Source organism: Saccharopolyspora erythraea NRRL 2338, from assembly GCF_000062885.1.
GTDB lineage: Bacteria > Actinomycetota > Actinomycetes > Mycobacteriales > Pseudonocardiaceae > Saccharopolyspora_D > Saccharopolyspora_D erythraea.
Genome location: NC_009142.1, coordinates 1,286,435 through 1,306,486, shown reverse-complemented (window position 1 = coordinate 1,306,486; position 20,052 = coordinate 1,286,435). Strand labels below are relative to the sequence as shown.

Here is a 20,052-nt window from a genome sequence, read left to right as displayed (position 1 = left end):
GCTTCGGCGGGCCGGGGTGGTCGTGCGTCAGGCGACGCTCAACGCCTCCTCGCGCGGCGCGTTGTCGCGGCGGACCCGCGCGACCAGCCGCCGGGCGACGCCCTCCAGCAGGGCGAGCACGAGCGCGGTGGCCAGGTAGGCGGGCCAGAGCACCAGGTGCATCGCGACCGGTGTGCCGACGTCGACGAGCCGCTCCTCCACCCCCGCCGCCACCAGCCCGATCGCCACCGCCGTCAGCGGGAGCACCAAACGCCATCTGGCCAGCAGGAACGCCGCCAGCGCGACGGTGCACGCCTGGCCGACCACGCCCCACGCGAGTACCCAGCCCGGCACTGCCGTGCCGTAGAGCAGGCAGGCGGCGGTGCCTGCGGCGACCGCGCCGGCCACACCCCAGGTGCGTCCCCACGTCGTCGCCGCCAGGAACGCGGCCGCGCACAGCAGCAGCCTCGGCCACGACTCGGCGAGCGCGGGGAGCCATTGCGGGCCGGTGCTGAGGCGGATGCCTTCGATGACGACCTCGTCGCTCGGGGCGAGGACCTCGCCCCCGGTGGCCAGGGCGGTCGCGGCGGCCAGCAGCCCGAGTGGGATCCGTGTGCCGCGGCGGTATGCCGACATCGCGACTGCGGCTGTGGCCGTCAGCCCGATGCCCAACGCACCGCAGGTGGCGGTTCCGGCCGCGTCGACCGGCAGCGGGTGGTTGGCCACCACCAGCAGACCGACCAGAACCGCATAGCCTGCGCCGAAGATCACAGGATTCACCGCTGACCTCCCAGCTCGGCCTCGAACAACCCGACGACGCGCCGGAACGTGTCGGCGGTGGCCGCGGCGTTGGCCCGCGGCGTGCCGCCGCCCGCCGTCCACAGGAGCCCCGGGACCAGTGGGAATGCCGTCGTGTAAGTGGTAGGCAGGTTCGGCACGTCGAGGATGAAGTGCCCGGCGCCGGGCTCGACGACGTGCTCTGCGCGGTCCCCGAGGCGCCGGGCCGCGACGTCGAGCAGGCCCGATGACGGCCACAGCTCGTCGACCTGCCCGGAGACGAGCAGCGCCTCGCCGTTGATGTCCTCGACCGGGATCGACGCCCGGTCGAGCGCGGGCTCGGCGTCGAGCAGCCCCGCGAAGGTGCTGTCGAAGCGCAGCGGCCGGCCGTGCGCCACCGGCAGTAGCGGTCCCAACGGGTTCGCGGTGGCCCCGGAGGTCAGCGGCGGCACGTCGACACCGCCGCGCGTCCACGACGACACCGGCTGGGAGGAACCGCCCTGCGCGACGATGCCCCCGAACACCACGCCGGAACCGGCGACCGAAGCCACGGCTCCCACGTGCGGTGTCGCGGAGCCGAGCAGCAGCGCGAACTCGCCGCCCTTGGAGTGCCCGACCACGCCGACCTGCCCGTCGCCCACCTCCGGGCGCGAGCGCAGCCAGTCGACCGCGCGCGTTCCGTATTCCACCGGAATCCGGCCGAGCGCGGGCGGCAGGCCCTCGACTCCGAAGTAGGCCAGGCCCAGCGTCGCGAAGCCGCGGCCGGCCAGCAGCGTGGCGAGCCGAGGGTTCGGCCTGCCGCCCTCGGAGCCACCGAGCAGGACCACACCGGGGTGCGGGCCGTCGCCGGGCGGCAGGTAGAGGTCGCCCACGAGCCCGTCCTCGGCGACCGGCAGCGAGCGCACGCCCGGTGCCCGCAAGCGACGGACCAGCGAGTCGCGGGCAACGGTGCGGCCGGCGACGTCGACGCCGACGGTGTACGCCACCTCGCCGCTGTCCAGCGCGGGGCGGGGATCCGTGGCGGGTGCGCCGTCAGGCAGCCGCATCGACCACAGCAGCCCCTCCGGCTCGGTGCCGCTGTAGGAGCCGCCGGTCGGCGCCTGCCTTGCCAGGTCCACGCGCCCGGTGCCGTCCGCGGCGAAGACACCCCACGACGTCCACGGCCGTCCCTGGTCGTCGGTCATGCGCGCCCACACCGTCGCGGTGCTGCCCGGCTCCAGCCCGGAGACCGCGACCCGCAGCGGCTCGTCGACGAGCAGGCCGTCCGGGCCGGTGTCCAGCACCGGCCGGGCGGGCGGCGGCCCGGCGCACCCGCCCACCAGAACCGCCGTCAACAGCGCGAACACGTACCGTCGCATCACGGGAACCTTCCACTCCGGGATCTCTGCGATGCGAGGCTCCAGCCTCCCGCGACTGGAGGGTCAACGGTTTTCCGGCTACAGCCGGGCGACGGCGGCGTGGAAGCCGCTCAGCGCCGGGTTCTCCCACGGCCGCTCCGGCGCGTACACCAGCCCGGGCTCCTCCAGCTCGTAGCCGTCGAGCAGGCGCTCCAGCTCCCGCCGCGACCTCGGGTGGAACGGCGTCTCGGTGTTGCGGTAGGTGCCCACGAGCGCGTCCACGTTGACGTCCTCGTTCTCGACGGTGGCGTGGGCGAGCACCAGGGAGGCGGGCCGGGCGCTCACGGCAGAGACGCACCGCGCGGGCGAGGAACGCTCGGCTCGCCCGTGCGCCCAGGCGGGTCTGCGGGATGCGCTCGATGAGCTGCTCTGCCGCGAGCCTGTCGACCTCGAAGTTGCTGGAGCCGCCGAGGTAGTAGTCGTACATCCGCGCCGTGTTCGGCCGGCGCAGGTCCGCCGAGGACGGCGCCGGGGTCCGGCTGGTCTTCGGCCATGGTGCCTACTGCCCCGCCGCGCTTGCGTGCGTGTCCACGCGGAATTCCGGTGAACCCGGGCACCGGTCGCCAGTAGCCTTCGGCCGAACGCTGTCCGGCACACGAGTGGAGAACCCTTGCGGCACAACCTCATCTTCGACGGCGACGACACCCTTTGGGAGAACAACGCGCTGTTCGAGCGCGCGGTGGAGATGTTCATCGACCACCTCGCCCATCCGACCCTCACCCGCGAGCAGGTGCGGGCCCGCCTCGACGAGATCGAGACCGTCAACGTCCGGGAGCACGGCTACGGCGTCGACGTCTTCGAGCGCAGCCTCGGCGAGTGCCTGACGTCGCTGCGTGGGGAGCCGACCGAGCACGACCGCCAGGTGCTGCGGGTGGCGTGCGCGCCGATCCGGGCGCAGCAGATCGAGCTGATCGACGGCGTGGTGGAGACGCTGCGCGAGCTCTCGCGGCGCCACCGGCTCTTCCTGCTCACCAAGGGCGACGTGGCCGAGCAGACCGGCAAGATCGAGGCGTCCGGGCTGGCGGAGTTCTTCGCCGACATCGCGATCGTGCGGGAGAAGGAGACCCCGGTCTACCGCGAGTTCGTCAGCGAGCGGGAGCTGGCCCCGGCCGACACGTGGATGATCGGCAACTCGCCGAAGTCCGACATCTGGCCCGCGCTGGAGGCCGGGTTGGGCGCGGTGCTGGTCCCGCACCCGATGACGTGGTCGCTGGAGACCCGGGAGCTGCCGAACGGGCACGCCGGCTTCCGCACGGTCAGCCCCTTCGCCGGACTGAGCGAGCACTTCTGATCCGCGGGCTCTTCCCGAGCCAACCTACCGCGAGTAGGCTACTGCCGAGTAGGTAGCGAGGCGAGGAGCACACATGCCGAAGATGTCCGGCAAGGTCGTCCTGATCACCGGTGCCGCCAGAGGGATCGGCGCCGAGACCGCGCGGCACCTCGCCCGGCGCGGGGCGCAGCTCTCCCTGGTCGGCCTGGAACCCGAGGAGCTCAGGGCGGTGGCCGCCGAGCTCGGCGACGGCCACACCTGGTTCGAGGCCGACGTCACCGACCCGGACTCGATCGGCGCCGCCGTCGAGCACACCGTGGCCGAGCTCGGCGGGATCGACGTGGTCATCGCCAACGCCGGCATCGCCCCCTTCGGCACCGTGCGCGACCACGACACCCGTGCGTTCACCAAGACCATCGACGTCAACCTCAACGGCGTCTTCCACACCGCCAAGGCCGCGCTGCCGCACGTCATCGACCGGCGCGGATACGTGCTGGTGGTCTCGTCGCTGTCGGCGTTCGCGCCGGTGGGCGGGATGGCCGCCTACACCGCGAGCAAGGCGGGCGCCGAGGCGCTGGCCAGCGCGCTGCACTCGGAGGTCGCCCACCTCGGCGTCGCCGTCGGCAGCGCGCACCCGTCGTGGATCGACACCGACCTGGTGCGCGACGCCTCCGCCGACCTGGCCAGCTTCCGGCGGATGCGCGAGCTGCTGCCGTGGCCGATGCACGCGACCACCAGCGTGGAGAAGTGCGCGCGGGCCTTCGCCGACGGCGTCGAGCGCCGCGCCCGCCGGATCTACGTGCCGCGCGCGATCATGCTGATGCACTGGATCCGCAACGTTCCGGCCTCGCGGCTGGTGGGCAGGCTCATGCGGCCGTCGCTGCGCCGCATCGTGCCGCAGATGGAGCGGGAGGTCGCCGAGCTCGGCCGCTCCTTCAGCGCTCGCAACGACCGGATCCAGTCCGGCGGGCAGTGACGCATCGGCACGGGCGAGCTGGAATGCCGAAAGCTCGGTTGTACATCGCGGTCCCCTCATTGCCTTCGTAGAAGGCTCCCGTGACAAATCCGTCTTCTGCATACGAGGAAACCGCAAGATGCCCCAAGACTTCGTCAAAGAGCGGCCCCCACCACCGCCTCAACGACTGCTGTGCTCCCGCAGTTCGCGCGCCTGCTCCAGCACGACCGCGACCGCGTGCCTTTCGGATTCCGACAGCTCCACCCCTCGACGTCGTCGAGCAGCGTCCGCGCGCGTTCGGTGTCGCCGAGCCGCACCGACAGTTCCGCCAGGTACGCCATCGCCCGCACGCGGTCGACGGCCGTGGTGCCGGCGTGCTCGTGAGCAAGCGCACCGCCGAGGATCTTGGCCGCCTGCTCCACGCTCCCGCGCGAGTCGGCCAGCACGACCGCGTTCGCATGCGCCTGCGCCGGCTTCCCTTCCGCGGATTCCTCCCCTGGGCCGGACTGCTCCACTGCTCCGGACTCCACGCCTGCCTGCGGCCCGTCCGCTACCACCCGGATCCAGTTGCCGCTCGGATCCACCAGGCTGAAACGGTGATCCTCGGGAAGCCCGACAGCGGCAGCTTCCCGAACCGCGAACCCAGACCCGCCGCGAACGCCTCGTACAGCGGTCCGGTGTCGGCCACCACGACCAGGCAGCTGCCATACGAGTCCTCCGGCCGGAACCCGTCGATTCCGAAGTAGTGCAGGTCGATCCCTCCGCGCCGCAACGCCAGATACGGGTTCGGCCGCAGCTGGCGGTGGGTAACCTCGAAGCCCAGCGGCAGGTGGAAGTCGCGCATCTCGTCGATCGACGCGCACGGCAGCAGGGGGACCATTCGTTCGCCGGCCATGTTCGGTTGTGCCCGCCTTTCGCCTGGGGTCCGCGGAAACGCGCGGCGCGGTGCCGCAACCCGGCGAGCATAGGGAGGAATCGCGCTTACATGCACACAATTGGCGCGAGGGCCGTGAGTTGGGTACCGGTGGCCGGGCTCGTCTGATGCGGGAGGCACCCGGCCACCGGAGTCCTGTCAGTTCCGCACGGGCTCCCTGCGCACCCGCGGGTGCCCGTGCCGGGTGCGCTCCTGCTCGATCTTCTCGATCAGCCGCCACACCGGCTGGCGCTGCCGGCCCGCGCTGTGCTGCGGGCTGAGCTCTTCGTCGCGCACCGAACGCCACGGCGCCCGGATCAGCAGGCCGCCTATCGTCGCGCCGACGGTGTTCAGCACGACGTCGTCGGTGGACGCCACCCGTCCGCTGATCGCGAGGAACTGGACCAGCTCGATCGAGCACGACATCGCCAGCGCGCCCAGGGCGATCTTGCCGAGGTTGTCGAACCACGCGAGCCGCTGCGGGACGAGCATGCCCAGCGGCAGCAGCAGCACGACGTTGCCCGCGAGCTGCACCCACGGCAACGAGTCGCCCGGGCCCGCGCTCAGCGCCATCGACAGGTCGTTGCCGAGGTCCGGGCGCACCGGCAGCGGTGTCTCCTGCTGCGGCGAGAAGACCAGGTAACCGACGAACAGCACCGAGTACGCCAGCATGCCGTCGATCACCGGGGCGCGCAGCGGAGGCGCGGTCGGCAGGGAACGGCTGCGCAGCATGCCCGACACCGTTCCCGTGAGCACCGCCGCCGGGAACAGCACCGCGACAGCGGGCACGAAGCCGTCGAATGCCACCAGAACTTGTTGCACGTTCGCCACACTTCCTCTGGCCGTCATCTGCCAGGACCGCGCACGATCGCCGGGTGTCCTTAGGCGAATTCCCGGCGACCGCGAACCGAACGGATAGCCGTCATTCCCCGTGCGCCGCAACGAAATTCGGCACCGGGAAAGGTGTTCATCGCCGGTCGGCACTGACCGAAAACCGCAACCGAGAAACCGGATCTCGGAGTACAACCGCGCCGCCGGCGTCACCGGCGGCGCTCGGCCGCTCACACCTCGCCCCCTCGGCCGGCCGGCCCGGCCGGCCACCCGCATCGGGGCCCGGGAGCCCGCTGGTCAAGACGTCAACTACAGCGGCGACGTCTCCGGCGAAGGGGTCGAGCGCTCCGCGCACGCCGCCACCTCCGTCGCAACCCCAGGGCCCGGTCCGGATCCGAGATCAACTCGGTTGCGGGTGAAGATATCGGGCGGGGTTCGACCGGAACCGGTCTTGGCGGGAACCCGCCAGAAATCGAGCGTGATGCAACTGAGATAGGTCCGCACCTCGTCCTTGGTACCCGACTCCGTCACTGGCGGCGAGTTTAACGGCGTCGCGCGAGCCCTGCATTCGCGCAATAGCCGAAACGGCGGAATCCGCGCGGTGACAATCGCCATTACCAGCATTACCGGAAGAGGCGCAACGCACAAAGAATTCCGGGAATACCGTGGAAATGCGACGGCCCGGACACCGCAGGCGCCCGGGCCGGAACGGCACGTGATCGACTCGAGATGTGGGCTGATCACACGTGTGCGGTCGCCTGCTCGGCCGCTGTTATCGCGGGCTCTGCTCGCCCGCCTTGCTCGGCCCACGGCTGGAGCCCGCCTGCTTGCTGGAGTTTCGCCCGGCTCTGTGGCCAGCGGTGCTCGCCGACGGGGTGCCGGCACCGCACTGGACCGTCGGCCAACGCGCCCGTCGTGTTCTGCAGCTCACCGCGGGGTAGGGCCGCCCGCTCGCCCGGCCGGGCCGCCGGCCAACAGACCACGCCGCCCGCCACCCGCTTCCCGCTCCGCCCGTTTGCCCTCTCAGACGCGGGCGGTGCGCAGGTTCTTGATCATCTCCTCCACCTTGGCTGCCAGCTTGCGGCCGTCGGCGGGCGCGAGGGTGAACCACTCGCGGCCGTCAGGGCCGGGCTTCTTCTGCGCCAGGTAGCAGCCCTCGTCGGTGGCGAAGAACTGGAGGTTGACCGGCAGCTTGCGCATCCGCCGGACCTTCTGGTCGTAAGCTCGGACGGTGATCACGCCGTCGAGCGTGCGCTTGGCGGTGAAAGCCGTTGCCAGCGCCTTGGCTTCGGCGTGCTTGACGCCGCTGGCGCCGAGCGCGCCGGCCAGTCCCGGCGCGCCCGCCTGCATCCGCTTGCCCGCCTGCTCGAGCTGGTCGCTGAGCAGGCTTACCGAAGCGCCGTGGCCCGGCGTGATCCTGCCGAGCAACGCGACCGCGTTGCCCGCGGGCCCGCCGTACTCGTGCCTGCTCAGGACGATGTCCTTCAGCTCGCCCGCGGTGGCCCCGTCGGCCTGGTAGGCCTGCACGGTGCTGCGCCCGTGCTCGACCAGCACCGCGTTGAAGTCCTCGCCCTGCTGGCGCTGCACCGCCAACCCGACCGCCAGCGGCGGCCGGGCTAGCAGGTGCAGCGCGTCGTCGAGGAACGGGTGCAGGTCGTCGTACTCCAGCAGGCCGCGCTCGACCAGCTGCTGCTTGCCGGCCTCGTGCGCGCGGCGCTGGTCGTCCTCGGTCGCCTCGATCGGCAGCCGGCCCACCCGCAGCATCGGATGGAGGTTGGCGTCCATGCGCCGGCACAGGTACATCGCGGCCAGCGGTGGCAGCGAGAGCGTCCTCGCCGCCACCGGTCAGCGCCCTTCGCCGGGGTGGGCGTCGCCGAACACCGCAGGAGCGACCTTCTCCATGTCGTTGGTGAAGACGTCCTCGGTCTCGGTGAGCCAGTCCGGACGGGCGTGCTGCTGCTCGTCGCCCTCCTGCTCGTTGCCGCGGCCGGCTCCGCCGGCGCCACCCATCGGGGCGCCGCCACCGCGGGCACCGCCCGCCGCACCGCCGGAGGCGCCACCGCCGGCGGCCGGGCCACCGAGGCCCGCGCGACCGCCCGCACCGAGCTGGCCGCCTGCGCCGGGCCCGAACCCGCGTCCGGCACCGCCCATACCGCCTCGGCCGCCGCCGGCGCCGGGACCGCCAGGCCCACGGCCGCCGGGGCCGCCCTGCGGCGACGGGGCCCACCGGCCGTTGTAGGGGTTCTGCCGCTCCCAGCCGTTGGGGCCCTGGCGGTAGAGCGTGCCGTCCGGGCCGCGCACCACGCCCGGGGGCAGGCCGTTGTTCGGTGGGGTCGTCGCCCACGACGGCGTCGACTGCGCCGGAGACGGCGTGTGCGACGGCGTCGGCGTGGCCACGTGGCCGCCACCGCCGCCGGTCGAGCCGCCCGCCCACGCCGAGGAGGAGCTGGCGGGGCTGCTCATGCTGGTGCCTGCCATCTGGCTGTCGGCGCTGGGCATGCCGGTGCCCGGCGGCTGCTGCGGCGGCGGGGGCGGCTGCTCGACGGGCTGGAACTCGGGCATGCGGGCGATGACGCCCTCGGTCTGCCCCTGGTAGCGCTCCATCGCGGCGTTGGCGCGCTCGTTGGTCGAGACGAAGTCCTGCTGGCGCTCCTCGTAGTCGGAGGCCCAACCGAGGTACCAGGTCTTGTCCCAGCCGCCGTTCTCCATCCACCCCTTCTCCGGCGGATCGAGCTGCACCTCACGCCCGTTCTCCAGCGTGTCACCCTGCGCGGGCAGCGCGTGGAACGCTTCCTTCTGGTTCCCGACCTGCTCGACCAGCGCGTTCTTGACGCCCCGCGCCGTATCCGCGGCAGCGGTCGCGTGCGGCGTGATCTCAGCGATCGACGCGTTGGCCGCATCCGCCGCCCGCCCCTCATGCGCCGCTTCGGCCGCCCGCAGGGCGTCCTGGATGTCGGTCACCATCTTGTCGAAGTCGGCGGCGATGCCGCCCCACTTCTCGATGCCCGGGTTCTTCGGGGCGGGCAGCTCCGCAGCTTCGGGCCCACCACCCATCTGGTGCCGGTACTGCTTGGCGCTGCTCGCGTAGCAAGGCGCCATAACTGGACCAGTCATGAATCTCCCCCAAAATTCCTTACTTCGCCGCTGGCAGCGATGGCACAGATGCTTCAAGTGCCTTCTGCGCCAGGCCGCACGGCTCCACCCCGCTGTCCCTGCTGACGCTCGAGATCGAGGAGAGCACCTGTCCCTGCTTCGTCGCGAGGAACACCCCGCAGTAACCGTCGCTTGCAGGATTGCCCTGATTAGCACGGACAGCCGGATGTCCTGCAATAGTAAGCTCTTGGAAGTCAGAGAACGTCGACCTGTTGTCGTAGTACTCCTTGAGCGAACGATCAGTGAACGGCGTCAGGTTCACGTTGCTACCGAAAGGCCCCTGAAGCTCCCAAGTGCAACCTTCGGGCCCACCCGGCTGGACATCGTTCACTTCAACCTCGCCGGGCGTCTTCAATCCGATCGCAGCGGCAGCCGCGTCCGAGAGGAGACCGCACCCGGCGGCCGCGGCGGCATCCTTCGGGTCGGCTACTGCCGGGCCAGGGGCCACCTGGGGAGCGGGCGGCATCTCGCTGGTCTGCGGGGCGCTGCTCCCGCCCCCCGAACACGCACCGAGCAAGCCGATCAACACGACGCCCGCTCCGAGTACGGCACTACGATTGAACACTTCCACCCTCACCATCACAGTCCGCATCATGCCTGGCGATCGACACGACCCGCGTCGATCGTCGCGTTGTGTTCTGCCGCCTCGTACTCCCGGAGCGTCGCCTCGTACGCCTCGATCTTCTCCTTCAGCTTCTCAGTGAGCTCACGAGCTACCGCACGAGCCGATCCGGAGTCCGCCATCGCCCGTTCTTGGATCGCGAGGCGCGCGTCGTTGGTGACCTTGTCTCCCGCCGTAAGCTCCCCAGGCTTGAGCTGCATCGCTTCGCGACCGAGCTTGTCGGCCTTCTCATGGATGTCCTTCAGCTTGGCGATCGCGCCCCTGAGCGCGTCAGGATCAAGACCGAACCCCGTCATGTGCACCATCCCCCTAGCGGACTGCCATGCGTGCTGCCTGAACATGGCTCAGCATCGCCACTTGCGATCACAGCAGGTGCGCCCAAGCAACACTATGATCGACCTCACCTTAACGCAGAGACGGTCGACACCTGCGTACACCCAATTGCACCAACAGCATCACGATCGAACTACGATCCGCCTTAGGAGCGGTGAATCAGAACACTGCGTCTTGACCTTGCGAAGGAACGATAGGTCCGGCAGCGAAGGACCCGACCCCCGTTGTGAGCCTCGCCTCCAAGCGATTGAACCAACGTATCCGCTCCCCAGCACCGCTAGGTTGCCAGCGCGAACGCGTTATGCAAGGGGGGAGAACTTGAATAACCACGGCTCCTACGGTGGTCAGCCCTACCGGGGTCAGGTGCCGGGCGGATACGGCAATCCGGCGGTTCCGCCGCAGACTCAGGCATGGGCACCCGCCCATGGCAACGGTTTCGGCCAACCCATGGCTGGGCCGCCGCAGCAGCCGGATCCCCCGCCGAAGCGGAAGCTCGGGCGACGCATCGCCATCGCGGTCGCCATGGGGGCCGTGATCGGTTTGGGCGGTGGCTACGGGATTCTGGCACTGACCAGCAACGGCAGCGAACAAGCCGCACCCGAATCCGCGCCGCCGGCGCCGCGGCTCGACCTCCTCGCCGACAGCGTGGAGCGAGCACCGATGCCCACCTACGAAGGCCAGCACATCGTGGACGCGTGTGCTCTTCTTCAGCCCGGGCAAGTCGAACAGCTCGGTATTCCCGTTTCCCACCCGGCCGACATCTACCACTTCTACATCGACCCGGAAATAGCCGACGGCCCCCGTGCGGTGCATGGCACCGGAGATGCACCGTCCTCGTGCAACTTCTTCGTCCACGGCAGAGAGGGTGGGACTCCGAATATCAGCCTCGATTTCCTGGCCGTTCCGTTCAACAAGCAAACGTCAGTCGAGGTGTACGGCAGCAGGCCAGAGGAGAAGCGCACTCTCGGTGAGTTCTTCATCTACACCCAGGACGTCGACGAAGACCTCATCGCGAAAATTCCATTCTCGAACGGAACGATGATCGAGGTCCGCGGCTCGGACCTGCTCGATGAATACAACGGGCGTCCCAAGCGACAAGTGTTCGACGAAATCGTGAACACGGCGATCAGCAACTTCAACGCCGGCCGCTCGGGTGTGCAGGAGTTCCGCTACAAGCAGCCCTATGGGGAAGTCGAGGGCGCATGTGACCTCTTCAGCGGCAAGGCGTTCGAGCTGGCCACTGGGCAACGGGATTCCGGTTGGGTCGAGGAGAAAGTGCCCGCTTACGAGCAGCAGGTCCTCAACAGTTCGGTCGGGCGCTACACCTACGTCGAGCAGTCTTTCCTGCGCAGAAGTCCGCAGAACATCGACGATCCCTACAACCAGGGCTCCGAGGAGCTCAAGGTTCGTACCTACGAAAACGAACGGATCGCCGGTGCGCACAGCGACCTCTGCACACCGGGCGGCGCAAGCCAGGTGTACGAAACCGGCGTTCAGATCGGCGACGGGCGGAGTTGCATTTCCGTGTATGACGGCAGCCCGAGCATCTACTTCCGCAGCGGCAGGACGGGATTCGAACTGTACGGAAGCCAAGGCACCGACCCGATGGCCTTCCGGGACCGGTACGTGCCGGTGGCCCAACAACTCCTCCAGGACATGCAGCGCTGACCAAACACCGCAGTTACCTCGGTCAAGACCCGACAAGCCGAAGCCCCTTCCCCGCGTCCGGCGCGGGGAAGGGGCTTCGGTTTACCGACCTCAGTCCTTGTTCTTCCGGAACAGCCTCAGGATGGGGTCGTAGCGGTGGTCGGCGACGCGCTCCTTGAGGGGGATGAGGGCGTTGTCGGTGATCTGGATGTGCTCGGGGCAGACCTCGGTGCAGCACTTGGTGATGTTGCACAGGCCGAGGCCGTGGTCGCCGCGGGCTTCGGCGGCGCGGTGGCCGCCGGCCTCCTCGTGGGTGTCGAGCGGGTGCATGTCCAGCTCGGCGACGCGCATGAGGAAGCGGGGCCCGGAGAACGCCTGCTTGTTGTCCTCGTGGTCGCGGATGACGTGGCAGGTGTTCTGGCACAGGAAGCACTCGATGCACTTGCGGAACTCCTGCGAGCGCTGCACGTCGACCTGCTGCATGCGGTACTCGCCCGGCTCCAGCCCCTCCGGCGGCCGGAACGCCGGGACCTCGCGCGCCTTGGCGTAGTTGTACGAGACGTCGCACACGAGGTCCTTGACCACCGGGAACGTGCGCATCGGCGTCACGGTGACGGTCTCGTCCTCGCTGAAGGTCGACATCCGCTTCATGCACATCAGCCCCGGCCGGCCGTTGATCTCCGCCGAGCAGGAGCCGCACTTGCCCGCCTTGCAGTTCCACCGCACCGCCAGGTCCGGTGCCTGCGTGGCCTGGATGCGGTGGATGATGTCGAGCACGACCTCACCCTCGTTGACCTCGACGGTGTAGTCGCCCAGATCGCCTCCTCCGGCATCACCGCGCCACACCCGGAAGTGCGCCTGGTAGCCCATTTCGTCTCCTCACGGCAATTCGTCTTCGGGGAAGTACTTGCGCAGTTCTTCCACTTTGAACAGGGAGAGCAGGTCGTCCCGCATCGGCGGCTGCCGCTGCTCGGTCACCTCGACGCCGCCGTCGAACAACGAGCACGACAGCACGACGCCGCGCCACCGCGGGTCCATCCCCGGGTGGTCGTCGCGGGTGTGCCCGCCGCGGCTCTCGGTGCGCAGCACCGCCGCGGCGGCCACGCACTCGCTGACCAGCAGCATGTTGCTCAGGTCCAGCGCCAGGTGCCAGCCCGGGTTGAACTGCCGGTTGCCCTCCACCGCCAGGTTCTTCGCGCGCCGCTTGAGCTCGCGCAGCTTCTCCAGCGCGGTCTGCATCTCCTCGCCCTTGCGGATGATGCCGACGAGGTCGTTCATCACCTGCTGAAGTTCGGAGTGCAGGCCGTAGGGGTTCTCGGCGCCGTCGCCGGGTTCGAAGGGGATCTGCGCGCGCTGCGCGGCGTCGTCCACTTCGGACTCCCGGACCGCCGGGCGGCTTTCCAGGCCCTCCAGGTACTTCGTCGCGCCGAGCCCGGCGCGGCGGCCGAACACCAGCAGGTCCGACAGCGAGTTGCCGCCGAGCCGGTTGGAGCCGTGCATGCCGCCGGCGACCTCACCCGCCGCGAACAGGCCCGGCACCCGCGACTGCGCGGTGTCCGGTTCGACCTCCACGCCGCCCATCACGTAGTGGCAGGTCGGGCCGACCTCCATCGGCTCGGCGGTGATGTCGACGTCGGCCAGCTCCTTGAACTGGTGGTGCATCGACGGCAGCCGCCGGGTGATCTCCTCGGCCGACAGCCTGCTGGACACGTCGAGGAAGACGCCGCCGTGCTCGGAGCCCCTGCCCTCCTTGACCTCGCTGTTGATCGCGCGGGCGACCTCGTCGCGAGGCAGCAGCTCGGGCGGGCGCCGGTTGCTGTCGGGGTCGCCGTACCAGCGGTCCGCCTCCTCCTCGCTGTCGGCGTAGTTGTCCTTGAACACCTCTGGGATGTAGTCGAACATGAACCGGCTGCCCTCGGAGTTGCGCAGCACACCGCCGTCACCGCGCACCGACTCGGTGACCAGGATGCCCTTCACGCTGGGCGGCCAGACCATGCCCGTGGGGTGGAACTGGACGAACTCCATGTTGATCAGCGAGGCCCCCGCCCGCAGCGCGAGCGCGTGGCCGTCGCCGGTGTACTCCCACGAGTTCGAGGTGACCTTGAAGGACTTGCCGATGCCGCCCGTGGCCAGCACGACCGCGGGCGCCCGGAACTGCACGAACCGACCCGACTCGCGCCAGTAGCCGAAGGCGCCGGCGATCCGGCCGGACTCCTTGAGCAACTCGGTGACCGTGCACTCCTGGAAGACCTTCAGCCGGGCCTCGTAGTCGCCGAACTCGGCCTTGTCCTCCTGCTGCAGCGAGACGATCTTCTGCTGCAGCGTGCGGATCAGCTCCAGGCCGGTCCGGTCGCCGACGTGGGCCAGCCGCGGGTACTCGTGGCCGCCGAAGTTGCGCTGGCTGATCCGGCCGTCCTCGGTGCGGTCGAACAGCGCGCCGTAGGTCTCCAGCTCCCAGACCCGGTCCGGGGCCTCCTTCGCGTGCAGCTCGGCCATCCGCCAGTTGTTCAGGAACTTCCCGCCCCGCATGGTGTCGCGGAAGTGCACCTGCCAGTTGTCACGGGAGTTCACGTTGCCCATCGACGCCGCGATGCCGCCCTCGGCCATGACGGTGTGGGCCTTGCCGAACAGCGACTTGCACACCACTGCCGTCCGCAGACCCTGCGAACGGGTCTCGATGGCCGCGCGCAGTCCGGCGCCACCGGCCCCGATCACGACGACGTCGTAATCATGCCGCTCGATCTCAACCATCCGCGTACTGCTCGCAATCTGTTCAGTTGATCAGTCTGAGGTCGGGGAACGCGCCGGCGGCCACCAACATCACGTAGATGTCCACCAGCGCCACCGACACCAGCGACGACCAGGCCAGCAGCATGTGCCTGCCGTTGAGCCAGGTCGCCTTCGTCCACAGCCAGTAGCGCACCGGGTGCTTGGAGAAGTGCCTCAGCTTGCCGCCGACCAGGTGCCTGCACGAGTGGCAGGACAGCGTGTACGCCCACAGGAGCACGACGTTGACCACCATCAGGACCGTGCCGAGCCCGATGCCGAAGCCGCCGTCGGCGCCGTGGAAGGCGATCACCGTGTCGTAGGTGAGGATCGCCGCGATGACCAGCGCCGGGTAGAAGAAGTAGCGGTGCACGTTCTGCATGATCAGCGGGAACCGCGTCTCACCGGTGTAGCGCGCGTGCGGCTCGGTGACGGCGCAGGCGGGCGGGGACGCCCAGAACGCGCGGTAGTAGGCCTTGCGGTAGTAGTAGCAGGTCAGGCGGAAGCCGAGCACGAACGGCAGCACGAACAGCGGCGGCGGCACCCACGGCACCAGGTCCGGGAACGGCTGGCCGAAGTGGCTGGAACCCGGCACGCACGAAGTGCTCAGGCACGGCGAGTAGAACGGCGCCAGGTAGTGGTACTCGGGCACCCAGTACCACACGTTCATGAACGCCCGGATCGTGCCGTAGACCACGAACGCGAACAGGGCGAGGAACGTGACCAGCGGCGGCAGCCACCACCGGTCCGTTCGCAGGGTGCGCGCCGACAGCCGGACCCGGCCGGCGGTGCGGGGTGGAGCGGACATGTGTGAAGGACCTCGTCGTCTCGTCGTGCCCGTCAGTAACCGCGCTGGCCGCCCACTCCCTCGTCGTCGGCGTCCCGCCACAGCGACGAGTCGTACGGGGTGTCCGGGACGATCACCGTCTCGGCGGCCCCCGGTCCGGCGCCGCCGCGCGGCACCGGCAGCGACGTGAGCTCGGCGATGTCGATGCCGAGCCGTTCCACGTCGTTGCTGATCCGGCGGACGGCGTTCACGTCGCCGTAGCGCGACCGCAGGGCGCCCACGCTGGTGCGGAGCTGTCCGAGCGCTCGCTGGAGGTCGGCCAGTTCTGTCGTCGTCGAGGACATGCCGAACACCTCTCAAGTCACGGTTCGTGTTGACGTTCGTCGGGCGTGGGGGCCAGCGCCTGGTTCCTGACTCTGCCCCGAACCGGGCACTGTGACAAGAGACACACGGAAGATCGACAGCAATTCCCCCTACCGGAGTTCTACGCAGGGACTACTGGCCGACGCCTGCACGAGAAGCCCGGACGTTGTGATCGACGTCTCGCAGGTGGCGCTGTGTTGCCGGAGGGCTTTGATGATCTCCGCGCCTGCCGAGTCGGGTTGCGGAGAGTGACGATCAACGTCGTGATCGGCCCGCTCGGCCGCCTCGGCGACTCCTCACTCACTACTGAGGAGTAAGCGGTTGCGACGGGCGGACAACCGCGATCAAGGCCCTTCGGGGTGGTCGGCGGTCTCCGTCCCGTCGGACGCACCGGGCGCTCCGTCGGCGCCCTCGGGCTCGCCCTCCTGGCGGCCGCGGCGGCGGTCGCGCCAGATGACGATGCCGATGACGGCCGCGACGACGAAGGTCGGCACGAAGAAGGGCACCGCCGTGATGATCGGGTGGCCGGCCAGGACGAGCCGCCCGCTCGCCGACACCGCAGACGCCACGGACGCCGCGCCCGTCGCCGGGAACCCGACGTCCGTCGGCACGAACGCGAGGCCCGACCTCGCGAGTGCCGCGCCCGGCGCCGACACCAGCGCCTCAGCCGCCGCCAGGTGCATCAGGCGCTCGCCGCCCCGTCCGCGAGGCTGTCCGCCGGCGCGGTCCGCCGCCGCCGCGGCGCCGGCGGCTCGCCCGAGACCACCCTGGACACCCGCTGCGCACCCCAGCCCAGTGCCAGCACCAGGGCCAGCGAGCAGGCGAGGACGACCAGCGACGCCGACAGCCACAGCCACGCCGGGATGCCGTGCTTGGTCTCGCGCTGCAGCACCTGCCACTCCGGCCGGCCCTCGCGGGTGAACTGCTCGGTCGCGGGCACCTCGGGCAGCCCGAGCGCGGCGTCGCCGGGCATGTAGACGGGGATGGCGAGCATCGCACGGCCCTCGTGCAGCCGGATCATGGTCTTCCAGTTGCCGTGCAGCGGCATCGGCTTGCTCGTGCGGTAGACGCCGTCGCCGACCGGCCGCAGGTGGTCGACGTGCAGGTCACCGCCCTGCCACCCGGTCATGGTCAGCCAGGCCGGATGCGCGGCGGATCCCGGCGGGTCGAGGCGGACGACGGCCTGCGCGGTCCCGCCGCGCACGTCCTCCAGCGCCACCGTCGCGCGGACGCCCGCGGGCGCGGTGCCGACCAGGCCGTTGGTCACCGCGAGGGCGACGACCGCGAGCGCGCCGGCGAACAGCGCCCGCCGGGCGCGGGGCAGCTCGCCGCGCAGCGCCTGCACGAGCAGCGCGCCGAGCACACCGCCGCTGACGCCGCCGGCGACTGCCATGGCCACGCCTTCGAGCACGATGTCCGGAGTCCACGGCAGGACGAACGCGAACCGCGTCCAGAAGTACTCCCCCGCGAACCCGACGGTGCCGATCAGCAGCCCGGACGCGACGCCGAAGGCCAGCGGCCTGCGGAGGAGCACCAGCGCGACGGCCTCCACGCACAGCGCTTCGACCGCGTAGAGCGGGATGCTGGCGAAGAGCTCACCGATCACCGGCCCCACGAGCACCGCGACACCGCCGCGCATCAGGACGTAGAAGCAGACCGCGACCGCCGCGCCGCCGCGCCCCGTCCACAGCCGGGCGGTGACCAGCGCGCACCCGGCGGCGACCGCGATCAGCAGCGGCTGGTGCACCATCCGGAACTGCGCGACGCCGAAGTCCCATTCGGCCTGGAAGACCGACAGACCGACCAGCAGGCCGCCCATCATCATGCCGCGCCGGACGTAGCGCCGGAGCGGTGTGCCCGCGCCCTCGCCCTCGGGTACGCCCTCGCGCTCCATCAGCGCGAGCGCGACCAGCGACAGCCCCGCACCGCCGATGAGCATCAGGTGGGTCGGGCCCCACAGGGTGACGTCCTGGCCGAAGATGCGGTGCCAGACGTCGTCCAGCGGGAAGCCGAGCAGCGCGTAGAAACCGGCGCCGCAGAGCAGGATCCCGCTGGTCGGGGCATACCAGTCGCGGGTGATGCGCACCGAGCCGCGCGGCCGTTCCATGGGCAGGACCATGGCCAGCGCGCCGGATGCGAACAGGCCGAAGAGCCCGAACAGGATCGGGTAGTGCGCGATGTTGGCCAGCGGTCCCTCGTCGCGGCCCTGCGTGATGTGCAGGGAGATGTCCCAGTACATCCCCAGCAGCGCGACGAGCAGGGAGACCAGGGCCAGCTGCATCGGCAGCGCGGCCCAGCCCGGGAGGCCGCGGGTGAAGTACCGGTTCGCGGCGTGGTCGGCGAGCCTGGACAGCAGCTCGATGCGGCCGGTGCGGTGGCCGTGGCCGAGCACCAGCAGGAGCGCGGTGAGCAGGGTCGCGCCACCGGAGGCGATCAGGATCTGGTCGATCGCGGCGCCTCCGGCCGGGCGAACGTCGGGTGCCTGCATGAGCCAGGTCATGCCGGACATGGAACAACAGGAGCTGGACAATGTCACCCCCTAATGTGACATTGAGCGTTGTTAATTTCTGGCGTGACGACGGAGAGGCGAACGATGGCCACCGCACGAGCACTCCTGACCGCACTCGCGGCCGTCCTGCTGTTCTCCGGCTGCGGCTCCGCCGGGCCCGGTCCGGCGGGCGGCGTGGTCGCGACCGAGGTCGAGGTGTCCGGCGGCCAGGTGCACGCCCCCTCCCAGCGCGTCGAGGCCCGCGTGGGCCAGCGCGTGCGGCTGACCGTGCGCGGCGACGCCGCCGACGAGCTGCACGTCCACGGCTACGACAAGGCGGCGCGGCTGACGCCGGGCGCGCCGGCGACTGTCGAGTTCACCGCGGACATCCCGGGGGTCTTCGAGATCGAGCTGCACGAGTCCGGCCTGGCGCTGCCGAGCCTGGAAGTCCGTTGACGAACGAGGCACTCGGCGCGGCGGCCGGTCCGTTGACCGGCTCGTTCGGCACGACCGCCGACGTGCTCGCGCACGGTCTCGGCGGGCGCACCGACCTGCCGCTCAACGGGCCCGCGGCCATCGTGGGCGGCGGCATCGCGGTGGCCGTGTCGTTCGTCGCCGTGACCAAGCTGTGGTCGAAGCCGTGGCTCGATCCCGATGCCGGACGCGGGATCCCGGCGTTCGCCGACTCCGCGCGGCTCCGCGCTGCGCTGCGGGCCTTGGTGCTCGTGCTGGCGCTGTTCGTCGTCGCGGTGGCGTTCCTCGGGCCTGCCGGCACCGGCGCGAACCTCGCGCCGTGGGTGCTGTACGTGACGTTCTGGGTCGGCCTGGTGCCGGCCAGCGCGCTGCTCGGTCCGGTGTGGCGCGTCGTCAATCCACTTCGGACACTGCATCGGCTGCTGCCCGCGCGGGAGCGCCCCTTGCCCACGTGGTTGGGCTACTGGCCCGCCGCCGGGTGGTTGCTCGCGTTCGTCTGGCTGGAACTGGTCGCGCCAGCCCGGTCCGACCCGCGGCTGGTCGGCGCGGTGATCGTCGGCTACGCAGCGGTGAACCTGGCCGCGGCGGCGGTCTACGGCCCGGCGTGGTTCGCCAGGGGCGACGGCTTCGAGGTCTACTCGACGCTCATCGCCCGCCTGAGCCCGATCGGCCGCCGCGCCGACGGCGCGCTGGTTCTGCGCAACCCGCTCGCGGGGCTGGTCCGGGCCGACACCGAGCCCGGACTGGCCGCTGTCGCGTGCGTGCTGGTCGGAGCCACGGCCTTCGACGGGCTCACCCGCACCACCTGCTGGCAGGCGGTGCCGGGCTCGGGCAGCACGCTGGTCGCGACCACCGGTCTGGCCGGCTCGATCGCCCTCGTGTCGGCGCTGTACGCGGGCGCGATGACGATCAGCGCCCGCGTCTCGGGCACCGGCGCGGCGCTGACCGGGCTGTTCGCGCCGACCCTGCTGCCGATCGCGCTCGGCTACGCCGTCGCGCACTACTTCTCGTTCTTCCTGCTGGAGGGCCAGATGCCGTTCCTGCTGGCGGCCGACCCGTTCGGCGCGACCGGCGCGCGGGTCGACTACCGGCTGCTCGCGCCGGAGGTGGTCGCCACGGTGCAGATCAACGCCATCGTGCTCGGCCACATCGCGAGCACGGCCGCCGCGCACGACCAGGCGCTGCGGCTGTTCCCGCCTCGGCGGGCGCGCAGGGGGCAGGTCCCCGTCGTCATCGCGATGGTCCTGCTGACCTGCACCGGGCTCCTGCTGCTGCTCTCGGGCTGAGGTGCGCGCGA

21 protein-coding genes and 1 pseudogene are annotated in these 20,052 nt (G+C 70.6%); 5 read left to right on the top strand and 17 right to left on the bottom strand.

Annotated elements, in window-relative coordinates:
• Positions 1-27: 27 nt before the first annotated feature.
• From SACE_RS05775 to SACE_RS39665, 4 genes and pseudogenes are all read right to left on the bottom strand, one after another.
• Positions 28-759 (bottom strand): hypothetical protein, encoded by a 732-nt coding sequence (locus SACE_RS05775; RefSeq protein ID WP_231849931.1) that lies wholly within the window; start codon positions 757-759, stop codon positions 28-30.
• Positions 756-2,114, bottom strand: coding sequence for an acyl-CoA thioesterase/BAAT N-terminal domain-containing protein (locus SACE_RS05770; RefSeq protein WP_009945491.1), 1,359 nt, complete (start codon positions 2,112-2,114; stop codon positions 756-758). Before SACE_RS05770 ends, SACE_RS05775 begins: the two co-directional genes overlap by 4 nt.
• A gap of 78 nt (positions 2,115-2,192) precedes the next feature.
• Positions 2,193-2,438 carry an SAM-dependent methyltransferase gene (locus SACE_RS05765; RefSeq protein ID WP_009945492.1) on the bottom strand — a complete coding sequence of 82 codons (246 nt, stop codon included), beginning with the start codon at positions 2,436-2,438 and terminating at the stop codon, positions 2,193-2,195.
• Positions 2,439-2,451: 13 nt separating this feature from the next.
• A pseudogene (locus SACE_RS39665) lies at positions 2,452-2,610 on the bottom strand (SAM-dependent methyltransferase); the annotation flags it as partial.
• A 153-nt stretch (positions 2,611-2,763) separates the two neighbouring features.
• On the opposite strand from SACE_RS39665, the gene SACE_RS05760 reads away from it, so the two are divergent.
• Positions 2,764-3,444, top strand: a complete 681-nt coding sequence (locus tag SACE_RS05760) for an HAD family hydrolase (RefSeq protein WP_009945494.1) — start codon at positions 2,764-2,766, stop codon at positions 3,442-3,444.
• A gap of 73 nt (positions 3,445-3,517) precedes the next feature.
• Positions 3,518-4,399, top strand: a complete 882-nt coding sequence (locus tag SACE_RS05755; RefSeq protein ID WP_009945495.1) for an SDR family oxidoreductase — start codon at positions 3,518-3,520, stop codon at positions 4,397-4,399.
• A 134-nt stretch (positions 4,400-4,533) separates the two neighbouring features.
• Here the strand turns inward: SACE_RS05755 and SACE_RS38640 are convergent, their stop codons facing one another.
• The 7 genes from SACE_RS38640 to SACE_RS05725 form a co-directional block, all read right to left on the bottom strand.
• Positions 4,534-4,962 carry a hypothetical protein gene (locus SACE_RS38640; protein WP_197537725.1) on the bottom strand — a complete coding sequence of 143 codons (429 nt, stop codon included), beginning with the start codon at positions 4,960-4,962 and terminating at the stop codon, positions 4,534-4,536.
• Positions 4,929-5,273, bottom strand: a complete 345-nt coding sequence (locus SACE_RS38635; RefSeq protein WP_021341848.1) for a VOC family protein — start codon at positions 5,271-5,273, stop codon at positions 4,929-4,931. The genes SACE_RS38640 and SACE_RS38635 overlap by 34 nt, the downstream gene beginning before the upstream one ends.
• Before the next feature lie 177 nt (positions 5,274-5,450).
• Positions 5,451-6,113: a VanZ family protein gene (locus SACE_RS05745; RefSeq protein WP_011873274.1), complete on the bottom strand. Its 663-nt coding sequence runs from the start codon at positions 6,111-6,113 to the stop codon at positions 5,451-5,453.
• A gap of 1,032 nt (positions 6,114-7,145) precedes the next feature.
• Positions 7,146-7,964: an ESX secretion-associated protein EspG gene (locus SACE_RS05740; RefSeq protein ID WP_009945497.1), complete on the bottom strand. Its 819-nt coding sequence runs from the start codon at positions 7,962-7,964 to the stop codon at positions 7,146-7,148.
• A 3-nt stretch (positions 7,965-7,967) separates the two neighbouring features.
• Positions 7,968-9,236, bottom strand: a complete 1,269-nt coding sequence (locus SACE_RS05735; protein WP_011873273.1) for a hypothetical protein — start codon at positions 9,234-9,236, stop codon at positions 7,968-7,970.
• A gap of 19 nt (positions 9,237-9,255) precedes the next feature.
• Entirely contained in the window at positions 9,256-9,855 is a 600-nt protein-coding gene (locus SACE_RS05730; RefSeq protein WP_231850037.1) for a DUF3558 domain-containing protein, read from the bottom strand.
• An 11-nt stretch (positions 9,856-9,866) separates the two neighbouring features.
• Positions 9,867-10,202, bottom strand: a complete 336-nt coding sequence (locus tag SACE_RS05725) for a hypothetical protein (protein WP_143538080.1) — start codon at positions 10,200-10,202, stop codon at positions 9,867-9,869.
• Between the two features lie 346 nt (positions 10,203-10,548).
• Between SACE_RS05725 and SACE_RS05720 the strand changes: the two genes are divergently transcribed.
• Positions 10,549-11,898, top strand: coding sequence for a hypothetical protein (locus SACE_RS05720; protein WP_143538079.1), 1,350 nt, complete (start codon positions 10,549-10,551; stop codon positions 11,896-11,898).
• A 90-nt stretch (positions 11,899-11,988) separates the two neighbouring features.
• Here the strand turns inward: SACE_RS05720 and SACE_RS05715 are convergent, their stop codons facing one another.
• From SACE_RS05715 to SACE_RS05690, 6 genes are all read right to left on the bottom strand, one after another.
• Entirely contained in the window at positions 11,989-12,747 is a 759-nt protein-coding gene (locus SACE_RS05715) for a succinate dehydrogenase/fumarate reductase iron-sulfur subunit (RefSeq protein WP_009949504.1), read from the bottom strand.
• A 9-nt stretch (positions 12,748-12,756) separates the two neighbouring features.
• Positions 12,757-14,628: a fumarate reductase/succinate dehydrogenase flavoprotein subunit gene (locus tag SACE_RS05710; RefSeq protein ID WP_009949505.1), complete on the bottom strand. Its 1,872-nt coding sequence runs from the start codon at positions 14,626-14,628 to the stop codon at positions 12,757-12,759.
• 22 nt (positions 14,629-14,650) lie between these two features.
• The gene (locus SACE_RS05705; protein WP_009949507.1) at positions 14,651-15,451 is read right to left on the bottom strand and encodes a hypothetical protein; all 801 of its coding nucleotides are present in this window, start codon (positions 15,449-15,451) and stop codon (positions 14,651-14,653) included.
• A 32-nt stretch (positions 15,452-15,483) separates the two neighbouring features.
• Positions 15,484-15,774 (bottom strand): hypothetical protein, encoded by a 291-nt coding sequence (locus SACE_RS05700; protein WP_011873270.1) that lies wholly within the window; start codon positions 15,772-15,774, stop codon positions 15,484-15,486.
• Positions 15,775-16,137: 363 nt separating this feature from the next.
• Positions 16,138-16,476, bottom strand: coding sequence for a hypothetical protein (locus SACE_RS05695; protein ID WP_009949510.1), 339 nt, complete (start codon positions 16,474-16,476; stop codon positions 16,138-16,140).
• Positions 16,476-18,293 (bottom strand): hypothetical protein, encoded by a 1,818-nt coding sequence (locus SACE_RS05690; RefSeq protein ID WP_193755445.1) that lies wholly within the window; start codon positions 18,291-18,293, stop codon positions 16,476-16,478. Before SACE_RS05690 ends, SACE_RS05695 begins: the two co-directional genes overlap by 1 nt.
• Before the next feature lie 93 nt (positions 18,294-18,386).
• Here SACE_RS05690 and SACE_RS05685 point away from each other — a divergent pair, with 93 nt between their 5' ends.
• Positions 18,387-18,737 (top strand): cupredoxin domain-containing protein, encoded by a 351-nt coding sequence (locus SACE_RS05685; RefSeq protein WP_009949514.1) that lies wholly within the window; start codon positions 18,387-18,389, stop codon positions 18,735-18,737.
• Complete coding sequence (locus tag SACE_RS05680; RefSeq protein WP_009949515.1) at positions 18,734-20,041, top strand: hypothetical protein; 1,308 nt, start codon at positions 18,734-18,736, stop codon at positions 20,039-20,041. Before SACE_RS05685 ends, SACE_RS05680 begins: the two co-directional genes overlap by 4 nt.
• Positions 20,042-20,052 lie beyond the last annotated feature (11 nt).